Annotated in this window: 15 protein-coding genes and 1 riboswitch; of the genes, 3 read left to right on the top strand and 12 right to left on the bottom strand. The window is 73.1% G+C overall.

Annotation, left to right across the window (positions count from 1 at the left end; genetic code table 11):
* Nucleotides 1-26 precede the first annotated feature (26 nt).
* From BLQ91_RS05665 to BLQ91_RS05630, 9 genes are all read right to left on the bottom strand, one after another.
* The gene (locus BLQ91_RS05665; protein ID WP_090095522.1) at nucleotides 27-1,277 is read right to left on the bottom strand and encodes a cobalamin biosynthesis protein; all 1,251 of its coding nucleotides are present in this window, start codon (nucleotides 1,275-1,277) and stop codon (nucleotides 27-29) included.
* Between the two features lie 49 nt (nucleotides 1,278-1,326).
* A complete protein-coding gene (locus BLQ91_RS05660; RefSeq protein ID WP_090095521.1) occupies nucleotides 1,327-2,148 on the bottom strand; it encodes a hypothetical protein in 822 nt (273 codons plus the stop codon).
* Between the two features lie 10 nt (nucleotides 2,149-2,158).
* On the bottom strand, nucleotides 2,159-3,196 hold the full coding sequence (locus BLQ91_RS05655) for a cobalt-precorrin-4/precorrin-4 C(11)-methyltransferase (RefSeq protein ID WP_090095520.1): 1,038 nt from the start codon (nucleotides 3,194-3,196) through the stop codon (nucleotides 2,159-2,161).
* Nucleotides 3,197-3,226: 30 nt separating this feature from the next.
* Nucleotides 3,227-4,603 (bottom strand): cobyrinic acid a,c-diamide synthase CobB, encoded by a 1,377-nt coding sequence (locus BLQ91_RS05650; protein WP_176959572.1) that lies wholly within the window; start codon nucleotides 4,601-4,603, stop codon nucleotides 3,227-3,229.
* Nucleotides 4,600-5,214, bottom strand: a complete 615-nt coding sequence (cobO, locus tag BLQ91_RS05645; RefSeq protein WP_090095519.1) for a cob(I)yrinic acid a,c-diamide adenosyltransferase — start codon at nucleotides 5,212-5,214, stop codon at nucleotides 4,600-4,602. The genes BLQ91_RS05650 and cobO overlap by 4 nt, the downstream gene beginning before the upstream one ends.
* Nucleotides 5,215-5,224: 10 nt before the next feature.
* Nucleotides 5,225-7,129, bottom strand: a complete 1,905-nt coding sequence (locus BLQ91_RS05640; RefSeq protein ID WP_090095518.1) for a putative cobaltochelatase — start codon at nucleotides 7,127-7,129, stop codon at nucleotides 5,225-5,227.
* A 56-nt stretch (nucleotides 7,130-7,185) separates the two neighbouring features.
* Nucleotides 7,186-7,257, bottom strand: a riboswitch (cobalamin riboswitch).
* Nucleotides 7,258-7,330: 73 nt separating this feature from the next.
* Nucleotides 7,331-8,293, bottom strand: a complete 963-nt coding sequence (locus BLQ91_RS05635) for a threonine aldolase family protein (RefSeq protein WP_218130156.1) — start codon at nucleotides 8,291-8,293, stop codon at nucleotides 7,331-7,333.
* 7 nt (nucleotides 8,294-8,300) lie between these two features.
* A complete protein-coding gene (locus BLQ91_RS43300; RefSeq protein WP_281199244.1) occupies nucleotides 8,301-8,435 on the bottom strand; it encodes a hypothetical protein in 135 nt (44 codons plus the stop codon).
* Nucleotides 8,436-8,469: 34 nt separating this feature from the next.
* A complete protein-coding gene (locus BLQ91_RS05630) occupies nucleotides 8,470-9,531 on the bottom strand; it encodes a cytochrome P450 family protein (protein WP_218130155.1) in 1,062 nt (353 codons plus the stop codon).
* A gap of 37 nt (nucleotides 9,532-9,568) precedes the next feature.
* Here BLQ91_RS05630 and BLQ91_RS05625 point away from each other — a divergent pair, with 37 nt between their 5' ends.
* Nucleotides 9,569-10,768: an 8-amino-7-oxononanoate synthase gene (locus tag BLQ91_RS05625; protein ID WP_245733143.1), complete on the top strand. Its 1,200-nt coding sequence runs from the start codon at nucleotides 9,569-9,571 to the stop codon at nucleotides 10,766-10,768.
* Here the strand turns inward: BLQ91_RS05625 and BLQ91_RS05620 are convergent.
* Together BLQ91_RS05620 and BLQ91_RS05615 are read right to left on the bottom strand one after the other, a co-directional pair.
* A complete protein-coding gene (locus tag BLQ91_RS05620; RefSeq protein WP_090095515.1) occupies nucleotides 10,722-11,180 on the bottom strand; it encodes a GNAT family N-acetyltransferase in 459 nt (152 codons plus the stop codon). The genes BLQ91_RS05625 and BLQ91_RS05620 overlap by 47 nt on opposite strands.
* Nucleotides 11,181-11,193: 13 nt before the next feature.
* Entirely contained in the window at nucleotides 11,194-11,928 is a 735-nt protein-coding gene (locus BLQ91_RS05615) for a serine protease (RefSeq protein ID WP_245733141.1), read from the bottom strand.
* Nucleotides 11,929-12,049: 121 nt separating this feature from the next.
* Here BLQ91_RS05615 and BLQ91_RS05610 point away from each other — a divergent pair, with 121 nt between their 5' ends.
* Nucleotides 12,050-12,685 carry a LysE family translocator gene (locus tag BLQ91_RS05610; protein WP_245733139.1) on the top strand — a complete coding sequence of 212 codons (636 nt, stop codon included), beginning with the start codon at nucleotides 12,050-12,052 and terminating at the stop codon, nucleotides 12,683-12,685.
* Between the two features lie 52 nt (nucleotides 12,686-12,737).
* A complete protein-coding gene (locus BLQ91_RS05605) occupies nucleotides 12,738-14,930 on the top strand; it encodes an ATP-binding protein (RefSeq protein WP_090095513.1) in 2,193 nt (730 codons plus the stop codon).
* On the opposite strand, the gene BLQ91_RS05600 is transcribed toward BLQ91_RS05605, so the two are convergent.
* Nucleotides 14,905-15,630, bottom strand: coding sequence for a S1 family serine peptidase (locus tag BLQ91_RS05600; protein WP_245733138.1), 726 nt, complete (start codon nucleotides 15,628-15,630; stop codon nucleotides 14,905-14,907). The genes BLQ91_RS05605 and BLQ91_RS05600 overlap by 26 nt on opposite strands.
* Nucleotides 15,631-15,644 lie beyond the last annotated feature (14 nt).

Below are 15,644 nucleotides of genomic sequence, written 5' to 3'. Positions count from 1 at the left end.
CGGAGATGCCGGACTTGACTTTTGACTCAGCCGATCCCGGGAACGACGACCACGTCGGCCGCGACCGGACCGTCCAGCGTGGGACCGGTTCCCAAAGCGACGAACGCGACGGCGGCCCCCGCGGCGGCCAGTTCACCCGCGCCCTCGTGGCGGACCTCGGTGCCGGCACGCAGGATCGGTCCCACGGCGTCGAGCGCCTCGGGTGTCCCGACCACGAACGCCGCGCGCCGGATCTCCGCCTCCGCCCGCGGCGTGCGTTCCTCGGCGGAGCCCGGACCGAGCCCGACCAGCGCGAGCCTGCCGCGCGGCAGCACCCGAGCCGCGGCCACGGTCACGTTGTCCCGCTTGAACTTCTCCGCCGCCAGCTCGACCGGGCCGCCGTGGCAGAGCGACCGCGCACCCCGCAGCGCCGCCGCCTCCGCGACGCTCGCGGTGCCCATCGAGTTGCGCACCACCGAGCTCGGGTTCGGCACCCCGATCTCCGCCAGCTCCTCGGTCGGGAACGTCAGCAGCTCGGCGGTGTCGCCGTGCCAGAAACCCCAGTCCTCCACGGCGTCCACGATGCCGGGCTCGTCCGCCTTGACGTCGGCCGTCGCGAACGCCTTGATGGCGCGCAGGTCGAGTCCGCCCTGGGCGTCCAGTTCCGACAGTGCCGCGCCGACGCTCGTGGCCGACGCGCCCCTCGTCGACCCCACGCCGACGACGAGCGTGCGCGGCACGATCCGCAACACGTTCTCCTTGCGGGAGGCCGCCCGGTCGTCGACGACGATCACCCACGTCGCGTCCTCGCCGGCCGCCACGACGTTCGGCGGCAGGGCGGGCAGCGGGAAGTTCAACGGGTTGCGCAGCACGACCTCCTCGCCCGCCTCGATGGCGGCGAAGCAGGCCTCGACGTCGCCGTCCGCGGTGGCGTCGAGCTGCTCCACCAGCTCGTCGAGCACCGAGTCGATCGACGGTCCCTTCGTCACCACGGCCGTGCGGTTCAGCAGGTCCGCGACGTGGCGGGTGAACGTGTCCGCGTTCCCGGCCAGCGCGACGACGAAGTGCTCGTCCACGCACACCACGGCCGGGTCGCGGCGCCGGTCGCGCAGCAGCGGCGCGATCAGGCGGACGGCGGACCCGGCGTCCAGGAACAGCACGGCGGCGTCGAGCCGCGGCCAGAGACCGCGGAGGGCGAGCTTGACGGGGCCGTCGGGGACGACCGCGTCGGCGCCGAGCAGGCCTGCCAGGTCGGCCGCGTCACCGCGGTGGGCGGCCCCGGCGAACACACCGATCACTTGCTGCTTCCCCACGGTCCGGTGGCCGGGCGGCTCGGTGCCACCGCGCTCACTTCTTGCTCCCCCACAACACGGTCACCGGCACCGCGGGCGCGAACCCGGAGTCCAGCAGGCGCGAGGCGGTCCAGTGCACGCCCTCCACCTCGTAGCCCGCGGCCACCAGCGCGTCGCGCGCCGGCACGATCTCGTCGACGCTCTCGGTCGCCACCACGACCCGGCGGGCCGACACGGCGGCGGAGGCCTTGACCGCGCCGATCTCACCGCGGCCGACGAACACCGCGTCGGGGCGCGGCAACGAGGGCGCGTCCAGCTCGAACTCCTCGACGCGGACGTCCACGCCGTGCGCGGAGGCGTTCGCGATGATCCGCACGCACTGCACGGGGTCCGGCTCGACCGCGATCACGGCGGCGCCCAGCCGGGCGCACTCCACGCCCACCGCGCCGGAACCGGCCAGCACGTCCCACACCAGCACGCCGGGGCGCGGGGCGAGACGGGCCAGCACGAACGCGCGGACCTCGGCGCCCAGCACGTGGCTGCGGCTCGCGAACTCCTCGTCCGGGAGCGCCCAGCCGTCGTTGGACTGGAGGAACTCGTTGTCCGCCAGGCACAACACGGCGTCCGGCGCGGTCCAGCGCCTGGTCACCGCGTCACGCGGGTCCACTGTGGTCAGTCCGTCGGCGTCCGACACGACCATCGACCGGCGCCAGCCCGCGAGGCCCGCTCCGATCTCGGCGGGTCCCACACCCTCGGCCAGCCGCACGACCACGGCGGAACGGGCACGGCACACGTTCAGCGCCGGGCGCAGACCGTCCGCGGCGTCGACGACCTCGACCGGGCGGCCCGCCGCCTCCCTCAGCTTCTCGACTGTCACGGCTTCCGCCTCAGTTGCCGGCCGTGCGCTTGGACTTGCGGCCGACCGGCTTCTTCTTCGCCGTGGCCGTGGAGGCGCGGACCGTCGGCGGCTTCGGCTTCTCGGCCGCCACCACCGTCAGCTTCGGCTTGGGCGTGGACTCCTCGGCGGGCTTGCGCACGGACTGCTGTATCTCCTCGACCGCCGTCCACGCCGGGTTCGGCTCGGCGGGAGTGGCGGGCGCGGGGGCCGCCGCCGGGATGGGCTCGTCCGCGCGCGTCGCGATGCGCGAGGCGGCGCGGCGGGACCAGCGGGTCGGGCGGGCGGTGCGCTGGGGCTCGTCGGCCGAGCTCGTGGCCGGCGCCGAGACGCGGCGCGCCGGCGCCTTCACCGCGGTGCCGACCAGGAACAGCGTGGGGCGGTACAGCTTGTGCTGCTTCACGACCGCCTCGAGCTCGCCCACCGTGGTGTGCACGACGACCTCGTCGGTCTGGCTCACCTTGTACGCGACGACGACCGGCGTCTCGGTGGTGTAGCCGCCCTGCACCAGCTGCTCCACGAACTGGCCCGTGCGCGCGCCCGAGACCGTCGCGGCCATCGTGGTCTGCAGCCGCGCGAACTCGGCGACGCGCTCGCTGCTCTCCGGCGAGATCAGCACCGCCGACGACGCCTCGGTCTGCGTGAGCTCGCGGCCGATCCTGGCGGCAGCGGCGGCCACGACCGACACGCCCGGAACGACCTCGACCTCCAGGCCGAGGCGCACGCACAGGTCGTGCTGCTCCTGGACGCCACCACCGGTCGCGGCGTCGCCCGCGTGCAGGCGCACGACGACCTGGCGCGAGGCCGCGGCACGGCGGTACAGGTCGGTGATCTCCTCCGGCGTGACGCGCGAGAAGTCGACGAGGTCGGCGTCGGGGCGGGCGTGCTCGCGGACGCACTCGACGTCCACCGCGCTCGGGGCCCAGATCACGACGTCGGCTTCCGCGATGCGGCGCGCGCCCCGGACAGTGATGAGGTCGGCGGCACCGGGACCGGCGCCGACGAAGGAGACCCGACCGGTCGTCGTCACGACAGCTCCACAGGGGTTTCGGCGAGAGGCTTAGGCGAAGACCGTACCGTCCGCCACTCCTGCCACGAACGGGTGGCAGGCCCGCACGAAACGGGCCACCGCGTCCGGATCACCGGCCGGGTGGGTGTGGAGGTACGACGCGTGCACGCCGCCCACCACGAACCCCTCGGCGACGGGTCGCGAGTCGACGCCGCGCCACTGCCACGCGGGCGGGGCCGAGTGCGGTGTGGACAGCTGGGTCCGGTGGAACTCGTGGCCGGTCACGCGGCTGCCCGGCGGGTGCAGCGGCGAGCTCGCGGAGGCCACCGCGTCCCGGTAGCCCAGGGTCAGCTTCGGGGTCATGAACCCCTCGGCGTCGACCACCCCGCACATCGGGTGCCCGTCGAGCGAGCGGGCCAGGTACAGCAACCCTCCGCACTCGGCGTGCACGGGAGCGCCCGATCGGGCGAACCGCGCCACGGCGTCGCGCAGCTTCGCGTTGGCCGACAGGGCTTCCGCGTGCTGCTCGGGGAACCCGCCCGGCAGGACGAGACCGGCCGTCCCCGCCGGGAGGTCCTCGTCGTTCAGCGGGTCGACGACGGCGACCGCGGCGCCCGAGGCCTCCAGCACCTCGACGTGCTCGGCGTAGCCGAACGTGAACGCCGCTCCCCCGGCGACCGCGACCAGCGGCTCGTCCTCCACGCGGCCGACCCGGGGCTCCCACGCGGCGACGGCCATCGAGGGCACCGACGACGCGAGCCTGCGCACCGCGTCGAGGTCGACGTGCTTCGCGACGGCGGCGGCGATCGCGTCGACCGCGGCGACGGCCTCCGGCCCGTGCTCCGCGGCCGTCACGAGGCCCAGGTGCCGTGAGGGCAGGGAGAACTGCGGGTCGCGGGGCAGCACGCCGAGCACGTCGAGGCCGACCTCGTCGCACGCCGACCTGAGCACCTGCTCGTGCCGTTCCGAACCGACCTGGTTGAGGATGACGCCGCCGAGCCGGACCGTCGGGTCGTAGCCGCGGAACCCGTGCAGCAGCGCGGCCAGCGACCGGCTCTGCCCGCGGGCGTCCACGACGAACAGCACCGGCGCGTTGATCAGCTTGGCGACGTGCGCGGTCGAGCCGATGCCCGCGGTGTCGACGCGGCCGTCGAAGAGGCCCATCACGCCCTCGACGACGGCGATGTCGCAGCCCTTGGCACCGTGCGCGAACAGGCCGGGGATCCGGTGCTCGCCGACCATCACCGGGTCGAGGTTGCGACCGGGCCGCCGCGTCGCCAGCGCGTGGTAGCCGGGGTCGATGTAGTCGGGCCCCACCTTGAACGGCGCGACCCGGGACCCGGCCAGGCGCAGCGCGGCCATCAGGCCGGTGGCGACGGTGGTCTTGCCGCTGCCGGACGCCGGGGCGGCGACGACCAGCCTGTTCACCACTCGATCCCCCGCTGGCCCTTCTGCCCGGCGTCCATCGGGTGCTTGACCTTGGTCATCTCCACCACGAGGTCAGCGGCGTCGACCAGCTTCCGGGGCGCGTACCTGCCGGTGATGACGACGTGCTGGTGACCGGGCCTGGCCGTCAGCGTGTCGACCACCTCGTCGACGTCGATCCAGCCCCAGTGCAGCGGGTACGTGAACTCGTCGAGCACGTACAGGCCGTGGCGTTCGGACCGGATGCGACGGGCGATCTCCGCCCACCCCTCCCGCGCGGCGGTGGCGTGGTCGTCCTCGGTGCCCTGCTTGCGGGTCCAGGACCAGCCCTCGCCCATCTTGTGCCACTCGACGGCGCCGCCCTCGCCGGTCTCGTCGTGCAGCCGGCCGAGCGCCTTGAACGCGGACTCCTCGCCGACCTTCCACTTGGCGGACTTCACGAACTGGAACACGCCGATGTCCCAGCCCTGGTTCCAGCCGCGCAGCGCGAGGCCGAACGCCGACGTCGACTTCCCCTTCATCTCGCCGGTGTGGAGCATGAGCAACGGCCGGTTGCGGCGCTGACGGGTGGTCAGGCCGTCCTTCGGCACCTCGGTGGGTTGTCCTTGAGGCATCGGGATCTCCTTATGCGGCCCGGACGACGCCGGCGAGGTGGTCGGCGGACAGCTGTTCGAGTCGCACGCAGGTGCCCTGCAGCGCCTCGGCGATCTTCTGGGCGAGCCCGAGGCGGACGTGCCCCTGTTCGCAGTCCACGACGACGACAGCGGTCTGCTCCAGCAGGCCGGCGGCCTTGAGCGCGTCCTTGGCCGGATCACCGCCGAGCCCGGACGACGTGGCGCGCCCGTCGGTCAGCAACACCACGAGCGGGCGCTTGCGCGGGTCCCTCAGCCGTTCGACCTCCAGCACCCGGTGGGCCTTCAGCAGGCCGTCCGCGAGCGGGGTCCGCCCTCCGGTGCGCATCTTCTTGAGCCGCGTCGCCGCCGCGTCCACGGAAGTCGTCGGAGGCAGCGCGACCTCGGCCTGGCTGCCGCGGAACGTGACCACGCCGACCTTGTCCCGGCGCTGGTAGGCGTCGCGCAGCAACGAGATCACCGCGCCGCTGACCGCCGACATCCGCTTCTGCGCCGCCATCGAACCGGAGGCGTCGACGACGAACAGGACGAGGTTCGACTCCTTGCCCTCCCTGACCGCCTTGCGGAGGTCGGCGGCCGTCAGCAGCAGTCCCGGTCCGCTGCGGCCGCGGGCCCGCTGGTGCGGCGCCGCGTTCGTGAGCGTGTCGACCAGGTGCAGCCCACTGCCGTCCACTGTGGACGAACGCACGACCCGGCCCGTGCGGGCGCGTGCCCTGGAACGCTTGCCGGGCGCGCCTTCCCCCACTCCGGGCACCTCGAGCAGCCGCGCCTTGAACGCGGGCGCGGGCTCCGGTGCCGGACGGTCGCCGGGCGCGTTCCCGCCGCCCTTCGGGCCTTCCTGCGGTTCGGGCAGCTCGCCACCACCCGGCCCGTCGTCGTCCGGCCCCTCCCCGGGGTCCTCCGCGTGCTCGGCCGCTTGGCGCATGGCGTCCTCGAGTTGCTGCTCCTCGATGCCGGGCTCGTCGAACGGGTCGCGGCGACGCCGGTGCGGCAGCGCGAGCCGGACCGCGATCTCGACGTCCTGCTCCTCGACCTGCTCGGCGCCCCGCCACGCCGCGTGGGCCGTGGCGGCACGGGCGACCACGAGGTCCGCGCGCATGCCGTCGACCTCGAAAGCCGCGCAGACGGCGGCGATCCGGCGCAGCTCACCGTCCGGGAGGGACACCGCGGGCAGCTTGTGCCGCGCGTCGGCGATCCGCTGCCGCAGCCGGACGTCCTCGTCCTCCCACTTCCGCGCGAACCCCACCGGGTCCGCCTCGTAGGAGAGCCGGCGCCGGATGACCTCGGTGCGCACGCCGACGTCCCGCGCCGCCTTCACCGCCACCGTCAGCCCGAACCGGTCGAGCAGCTGCGGCCGCAGCTCGCCCTCCTCGGGGTTCATGGTGCCGACCAGCAGGAACTGCGACGGGTGCGAGACCGACACGCCCTCGCGCTCGACGTGCGCGCGTCCCATCGCGGCGGCGTCGAGCAGCAGGTCGACCAGGTGGTCGTGCAGCAGGTTGACCTCGTCGACGTAGAGCACACCCCGGTGCGCCGCCGCCAGCAGCCCGGGCTGGAACGCCCGCACGCCCTGGGTCAGCGCCTTCTCGAGGTCGAGCGACCCGACCAGCCGGTCCTCGGTGGCGCCGACGGGCAGCTCGACGAGCTTCGCGCGCCGCCGCTCCACGCCCTCGTGCGGCGCGTCGGGGCAGTCCGCGCTGCCGGGCACGCACCCGAAGCGGCAGTGCGCCGACACCTCCAGGTCGGGCAGGAGCGCGGCGAGGGCACGCACGATCGTCGACTTCGCGGTCCCCTTCTCGCCTCGGACGAGAACGCCGCCGATGCCGGGGTGAACGGCGTTGAGCAGCAGGGCAAGCCGGAGGTCGTCATGTCCGACGACAGCCGAAAAGGGGAACATGCTCGGTGAAGTCCTTCCTCGGGTGTCCACGCCCGCGGTCAGGTGAAGAGGGGGATGAGTTCCTGACTCCCGACCCTGCCGGGCCGGTCACAGTCGCGGGACGGCGCCGGATTCGCACCGGCTTCCTCGCACTCCCCTCACAGCCCCGGCATCGTCGCACTTCGCGCCGCCGGGTCCAACAGCCAGGTGAGCGACGTCGCCCTAGATCATGCTCCGGAACTCCGCCCAGGCCTCCCGGACCTCGTCGGCCGTCCACTCCAGCGCGGGCTCCGCCACCGTGATCTCCGTCTTGGCGAGCGTCCCGTCCCGCCAGAACCCGCCGAGGAACGACCCGCTCACCTCGGTCAGCCGCGCCGGGTCGCCCGGCAGGTGCAGCGCGAACTGGTGGGTGTGCGGTTCGGGCAGGTCCATGGCTGCGGCCACGACCTTGGCGTGCTCGACGTACCGGCCCAGCCGGGGCAGCACGGTGTCGAGGCCGTGCAACGCCGACAGGGCGGCGGGCCACTGCTGGAACAGCATGCCGCCGTACCGGTGCCGCCAGACGCGCGCCTGGTCGACGAAGTCCTGAGAACCCGCGAGCGCCGCGCCCGAGACGCCTTCGAGCGACTTGTAGAACGACACGTAGACCGAGTCGAACAGGCCCGCGATCTCGGGCAGCGGCTTGCCGAGGCCGTACGTGCTCTCCCACAGCCGTGCGCCGTCGAGGTGCACGACGGCGTCCCGTTCCCGTGCCAGGTCCACGAGCGAGGTCAGCTCGTCCCAGGTCGGCAGGACGAACCCGGCCTCGCGGTCCGGCACCTCCAGCAGCAGCGTCCCGTACGGCTCGGGGCAGGAGCCCACCTCGGAGTCGCGCACCTTGACCGGGCGCAGGCCGGACAGCACGGTCAGCGCGTCGTCCTCGTGGTTCAACGGGTGCGCCCGCGGGTGCATCGCCACGATCGGGTTGTGGGTGCGGTCGGCCCAGCAGCGCAGCGCGATCTGCTGCGCCATGGTGCCGGTGGGCACGAACAGCGCCGCCTCGGTGCCCAGCAACTGCGCGACCCGCTTCTCCAGCGCCTCCACCGGGCCGCCGTCGCCGTACCGGTCGGGGTCGACGTCCGGCACGGGGCCGAGGCTTTCCAGCAGCGTCTTCTTGCGGATTCCGGAGAGTTGGCGGTTCAGCACCCCAGCATCAAACCTCAGTCGCGAGAGTGTCCGCGAGAGAGATGACGTCCGCCCGGATCTCGTCGGCGGTCATGCCCTGGTCCAGCAGGAACTCGATGTGCTCGGCGACGTCCACCGGCTCGACGAGATCGCCGAGGCGCACCGGGCGCTCGAAGCCCGCACCACGAGGGGCGAGCTCATCGCGCGACCGTGACCGACCGCGGCGCGCGGAACGACAGCAGGTTCAGCCAGTCCGGACCAGGCCCGGTGAGGTGCAGCGAGGGCTCGTGCTCGGCCACCGTCCGCAGCGTCACCGCGGCCTCCAGCCGGGCCAGCCCGGCGCCGAGGCAGAAGTGCCTGCCGTAGCCGAAGGCCAGGTGCCGCGGATCGGTCTCCTTGCCGCGCAACAACAACACGAGCTCGGCACCGGCGGGCACGCGCACCCCGGACAGCACCACCTCCCGCGCGGTCAGCCGCCGCCACGTCACCACGGGCGTCTCGGTGCGCAGCACGTCCTCGACGAACTCCTCCGCGACACCGGGCAACGGCAGCCGCGCCCACAGCTCGCGGTCCCGCAGAGCGCGGCGCAACGCCGTGGACAGCAGCTGGGTCGTCGTCTCCTGACCCGCGATCAGCAGGAAGTAGCACAGGCCCGCGGAGTCCTCGACGGAGATCCCGGCGTCGGCCAGCGCGCGGAACAGCTCGCCGTCGCGCGCGTGGTAGCGCTTGACCAGCCACTGGTGGAAGTCGCCGACGTCGTCGACCAGCTCCAGCTGCCGTTCGCGGGTGATGTCGCCCCAGAAGAACTCCAGCGAGCCGGAGCTCCACCGCTTCAACGTCGGAATGTCAACATTCGGACAACCCAGGAGGTCCATCAGCACGATCGCGGGCAGGTCCCACGCGAGGTCGCGCACGAGATCCGTGCCACCCAGCCGTTCCCAAACCAGGGACCGGATGCGAGGCTCCGCAGCGGCGACGCGGGCCGGCGTGAAGAACGACGCCACCAGCTTGCGCAGGCGGGTGTGGGACGCGGAGCTGTTGTTCGCGAGCGTCGGCGGCAGCGAGAAGCGGGCCCTCACCAGGGACCGCAGCGCGGCGGGGGCGACCGGGGTGACGGCGGTCAGCGCGTTGTCGGGCAGGAACGTGACCGGGTCGGCCAGCACGGCACGCACGTCGTCGTACGCGGACACCACCCAGCGTCCGCCGGCGAACTGCACCGGTGAGGTGAGTTCGGCGCGCGTGAAGGTGAACAGGTCCACGAGCGGCACGCTAGTCGGCGGATGGGAGACTCAGGCGGTGACCGTGAGCACAACCGAGGCAGTGTCCAGTGGCGGTGAGTCGACGTTCGACTGGATCGACGTCCGCTCCGAGGCGCGGTCCAAGGCGGGTCTGACCCGGCGCGTGAGGCCGCGCACGGCGGACTCGACGGACCTCGACCTCGCGAGCAACGACTACCTCGGCCTCGCCAGGGACAAGCGCGTCGCGGGTGCCGCGGCCGCCGCCACGCTGAAGTGGGGTGCGGGCTCGACGGGCTCGCGTCTCGTCACCGGCTCGACGGAGCTGCACAACGAGCTGGAGTACGAGCTCGCGAACTTCTGCGGCGCGCAGTCGGCGCTGGTGTTCAGCAGCGGCTACATGGCGAACCTCGGCGCGGTCACGGCGCTGACCGGTCCCGGCACGGCGATCGTGGCGGACCAGCACATCCACGCGTCGCTGATCGACGGCACGCGCCTGTCGAAGGCCGACGTCGTCGTCGCGGACCACTGCGACGTGGGCAAGGTCCGGCACGCGCTCGAGACGCGGGGCAAGCGGCGCGCGATCGTCGTCACGGACTCGGTGTTCAGCGTCGACGGCGACATCGCCCCGCTGAACGAGCTGCACGAGGCCTGCCGCGCGACCGGGGCGGCGCTGGTCGTCGACGACGCGCACGGCCTGGGTGTCGTCGGACCGGGCGGCCGCGGCGCGGTCGCCGAGGCGGGGATCATCAAGGCGCCGGACGTGGTCACCACGCTGACGCTGAGCAAGTCGCTCGGCGCGATGGGCGGTGCCGTGCTCGGCCCGAGCCGGGTGATCAGGCACTTGATCGACACCGCGCGGACGTTCATCTTCGACACCGGTCTCGCGCCCAGCAGCGCGGCGGCGGCCCTGACCGCGATCAGGATCCTGCGCGAGGAGCCGGACCGCCCCGAACGGGCGCTGACGGTGGCGCACGACCTGAGCAACCGCCTGAAGGAGGCCGGTTTCCAGGTCAGCACGCCCACCGCCGCCGTCGTGAGCGTGCGGGCGCCGAGCCCGGAGCAGGCGTTCCAGTGGGCCGAGAACTGCCGGGCGAGCGGCGTGGTCGTCGGCTGCTTCCGGCCGCCGTCGGTGCCGGACGGCGTCAGCAGGTTGCGGCTCACCGCGCGCGCCGACCTGACCGAGGCCGAGATCGAGCGCGCGGTGCGCGTGATCAGGGAGAGCGCCGCATCCGCAGGTGTGGGATCCCGTCGTCCATGAACTCGGCGCCCTCGGCGACGAACCCGAACGACGCGTAGAAGTCCGCGACGTACGTCTGCGCGTCGAGCACGCACGGCGTGGTGCCCACGTCCACGAGCGCGGCCTGCATGAGGCGACGGCTGTAGCCACGGCCGCGGGCCATGCGCGCGGTGGCGACTCGTCCGATGCGGAACGTGCCGTCGGGCTCCTCCAGGAGCCTGAGGTACGCGAGCGGGTCGTGCGACCCCTCTGCCTCCAGCCAGAAGTGCCGTGTGCCCTGGTCGAGGTCACGCCCGTCCACGTCGGCGTAGACGCAGCTCTGCTCGACGACGAAGACGTCCTGGCGCAGCCGCAGGATCGCGTAGAGCTGGGCGGGGCTCAGGTCGAGTCCCCACTGGCGGCGCAGGGTGGCCGGAAACTGTGTGGTTCGCACCGAACCTTGGATATCAGAAGCCCAGCGCCTGCCGGTAGTGAGCCAGCCTGGTGTAGACACCGGGCTCGTCGGGACGGGCGCAGCCGCGGCCGAACGACACGACGCCCGCGAGCCTGCCGCGCACCACGAGCGGTCCGCCCGAGTCGCCGGTGCACGCGTCGCGGCCACCCCGCCCGGCGCACAGCATCGCGCCCTGCCGGTAGGCCGGTTCCTTGAGCAGGCACTCCTGGTCGGACAGCACCGGCACCGTCACCTGGCGCAACGACATCGCGGGCGCGGAGTTCTCGGACGTGCGGCCCCAGCCCAGCACGACGCCGTCGTCCCCGCGCTCGCCGAGCGCGATCGTCCGGTACGGCACGGTGCGGGCGAGCGTCAGCACCGCCACGTCGTCGCCCTTCGTGACCTCGCGGTAGTCGGGGTGGCGCCACACGCTCGCGACCGCCGCCTCGACGCCCTCCTGTTCCCCCTTCAGGTCGGTGCGGCCGGCGACCACGCGCAACTGCTCCGCCGGGCGCTGGTTCTCGCCGACGACGCCCTTCGCGGTGACGCAGTGGGCGGCCGTCACGACCTTGTCCGGGGCGACGAGCGCACCGCCGCAGATCAGCTGACCGTCCGTGGTGGTGATCGCCACAACCCACGGGGTGTCCGCCACCCGCGCGGGTGTCCCCCCGACGATCGCATCGGCGGTCGTGGCGCCGTTGACCAGCGCGATCACCGCCATCAGCACGGCACACCGCTTACCCCTCACGGACCACTCCTCGTTGCGCCAGGTGGACGATCGGTCACCAACCGTAGCGATGGCGCTGGGACGGCGTCAAAACCGGAGATTCTCGTGTTAGTGTCCCGGCTGGCCGTAGATTTTACGGCTAGTGGCGCAGATCACGGGGGTATGTACGGTGTTGTTCGACTTCGGCCAGGTTCCGGCCTTTCTCATCGCGTGCGCGGTCGTCATCGTGACCCCCGGTGTTGACGCGTTCCTGTTGCTGCGCACGTCACTGCGCTCCGGCACCCGCGCCGGACTGCTCGCGCTGGGCGGCATCCACACGGCCGCGGCGGTCCAGGTGGCGCTGGTCATCTCGGGTCTCGGCGTGGTGCTCGCGCAGTACCCGATGGTGCTCATCGCGCTGCGCTGGATCGGCGCCGGCTACCTGCTCTACCTGGCCGTTTCCATCACGCGCGGTCTGCTCAGGCGCTCCGGCGGCGAGCCGGAGGAGGTCGTCGGCGACCGGCCGTTCCGGCAGGGCTTCCTGACCAACATCACGAACCCGAAGATGATCCTGTTCTCGCTGGCGTTCCTGCCGCAGTTCATCGGATCGGGTGAACCGGCACCGCAGCTCGCGATGCTGGCGGCGCTGTTCCTCGGTTTGGCGGCCGTCTGGGAGCTGATGATCGTGCTGGCGGCGTCGCGCGTCGCCGGACGGCTGAAGCGCCCCGGTGTCACGACGGCGCTGGACGCGGTCTGCGCCGCGGTCTTCCTGACCATGTCCGTGGGCCTAGTGGTCTAGGCGATCTCGGGAGCGGCGCGCCTCCCGGCACGACTTCCCTACGATCGATCACGTGGTGGATCGACTGCGGGCCCTGCGCGACGCGCTGGCCGAGCGTCCCGGTGACCCCGTCCCGTTCGACGTGCTGGCGGCGCGGGTCTGGCCGGCCGAACCGCCGAAGCACCCCCGGGCGGCGCTGCGCACGCTGGTCAGCAGACTCCGCGCCACGGAGCAGGTGATCACCGAACCGACGGGGTACCGGCTCGTGCCGCGCCCGCCCGCGCCGTGCCAGCTGCCCGCCGACCTGCCCGACTTCGTCGGCAGGGAGGAGGAGCTGGCGCGGCTGGAGCTGCTCGACGCCCCGGTGCGGGCGATCACCGGCCTGCCCGGTGTCGGCAAGACCGCGCTCGCGATCCGCGAGGCGCACCGGCTGCGCGGGAGGTTCCCCGACGGTCAGCTGTACGTGGACCTGCGCGGCTTCTCCACCGGTCCGTCGACGACCGTCGAGCAGGCGCAGGCGCGGTTCGTGAAGGCGCTCGGCGGCGGGCCGGACGACGACTACCGCGAGCTGCTGCGGGGCCGGCGGGTGCTGGTCGTGCTCGACAACGCCACCGCCGAGGTGATCGCGCCCCTGCTCCCGGCCACGCCGGGGTGCGCCGCGCTGGTCACGAGCCGCCAGGACCTGCCGCAGTTCGCACAGGTCAAGATCGGTGTGCTGGCGGAACGGGAAGCACGCGAGCTGCTGGAGGGCATGCGGGTCGAGGGCGACACCGGCGAGCTGGTCCGGCTGTGCGCGCGGCTGCCGCTGGCGTTGCGGATCGCCGGGGCGAACCTCGCCGGCCGGCACCTGCCGGACTACGTCGCGGAGCTGCGCGAACACCGGCTCGAAGCGTTGGAGATCGAAGAAGACGACACGGCGGTGCGGGCGGCGTTCGACCTCTCGTACCGCAAGCTCTCGTCGAGGGCACGCCGGACGTTCGACTTCCTCGGCGCCGTGCCCGGTCCCGACGTCCCGCCCGGTCTGGCCGGTCCGGCCGTGGACGACCTGGTCGCGGCGAACCTGGTGCAGCGCACCGGCGACCGCTACCAGTTGCACGATCTGCTGCGCCTCTACGCCGACGAACGGGCCACCGCCGCGGACCGGCGAGCGGTGTTCGACTGGTACCTGCGGCACGCCGACGGCGCCGAGGCGCGGTTGCGGGCCGGCTTCACCCGGCTGCTGCCGCCAGTGCCGGAACCCGTGGAGTTCGCGGACAGGGCGGAGGCGATGACCTGGTTCGAGGCGGAACGGCAGAACCTCGTCGCGCTCGCCGTGGAGCGCCCCGACGCGTCGCTGGTCGCGGCCATGCGGCCGTTCCTGCTGCTCACCGGCCAGTACGCCGACCTGCGCACGATCGCGCAGGCGGCGCTGGACGCCGGCGAGACCGGGCAGCGCGCGGCGGCGGTGCGGGTGTGCCTCGCCCTCCTCGACTGGCGTGCCGGTGAGCACCGGCGGGCCGTCGAGCACAGCGAACGGGCAATCGCCGGGTTCCGCGCGGCCGGAGCGCAGGCGCAGGAGGCCACGGCGCTCAACACGCTCGCCGGAATCCGCCACGACCTCGGCGAGCTCGACCGCGCCCGCGACCACCTGGCGGCCGCGATCGAGCTCTACGGGCCGAACGGCATGCGGGCGCAGCTCATCGGCGGTCTCGCCAACCTCGGCCTGGTCGACCTCGAGCTCGGCGGGCTCTCCTCGGCCGAGGAGATGCTGCGGCGCTCCGTCGAGCTGGCGCGCGAGACCGACGACTGGCAGCACCTCGCGAACGGCCTGAACAACCTGGGCGTGGTGCTCGCCGCCCAGCACCGGCACGCCGACTCCGAGTCCGCGTTCACCGAGGCGGTCCTGCTGGCCCAGCGCCACGGGCTGCGGCCGGTCGAGATGTCCGCACGGGTCGAGTACGCCGAACTGCTCCTGGCCGCCGGCCGCCGGGAGGAGGCGCGCGAGCAGGCCGGGCGCGCCCTCGAACTCGCGGGCGACGACGACCTGTTCATCGAGGTCGACGCGTGCCTCGTGCTCGCGGAGGTGAACCGGTCGGTCGCCGAGTACGACGAGGTGCTGCGTCGCGCGGTGGACGCCGGGTTCCGCATCATCGAGGTGCGCGCGCTCGCGGGCAAAGCCGCGCTGACGCAGGACGACGCGTTGTACGCCAAGGCGGTCGAACGGGCGGAGAGCGCTGGACTGCGCTATCGGGCGGACGTGGTCAGGCGGCTGCGCTCAGGTACGTAGTGACGCGTGTGTAGACGCCGGGCAGGTTCGGGCGGGCACAGCCGACGCCCCACGACACGATGCCCACGAGCCTGCCGTCGATCACGAACGGACCGCCTGAGTCGTCGACGCACGAGTCGATTCCGCCGTCCGGGTAGCCGGCGCAGAACATGACCACGGCGTCGTACCGCGGATGGACCGCCGCACACTGTGCGTCCGGCACGATCGGGATGTGCGCCTTGTGCAGCAACGGGCTCTTGACCGCGTCGTCCTCCGCCTGCCGTCCCCAGCCGTACACGACGCCGACGCTGCCGCCCATGTACACACCGGACGACTGCGCGACGGGCAACGGCGCGTAGGGCATCGGCTCGGCGAGCGTCAGCACCGCGAGGTCCTTGCCGCGCGAGGGCGTCGAATAGCCGTCCACGACCCGGTGGGCCGAGACGGCGGAGGTGGCTCCGTCGCCGGTGCGCAGGTCGAGCCGCCCACCGACGACGGTGATCGAGGCGGGCGGGCGGCCGTCGACGCAGTGCGCCGCCGTGACCACCTGCCCGGGACCGAGGAGGGCGCCGCCGCAGAACTGGTCGCCCGACGACGTCAGGGCCACCACCCACGGCGCCTCACCGGCCTCCGCCACGACGCCGCCGACGATCCGGGGAGCCGCGTGAACCGGGGTCGCCGTGATCACGAGCAGAGCCAGAACCGCCGGCAGCAGCCGCACGCCCCTCACCGAAC

Origin of the sequence: Lentzea jiangxiensis, from assembly GCF_900104175.1 — a bacterium.
GTDB classification, from domain to species: Bacteria; Actinomycetota; Actinomycetes; order Mycobacteriales; family Pseudonocardiaceae; genus Lentzea; species Lentzea jiangxiensis.
Note: the sequence above shows the minus strand (reverse complement) of the source record. Positions and strands in the feature narration are given on the sequence as shown.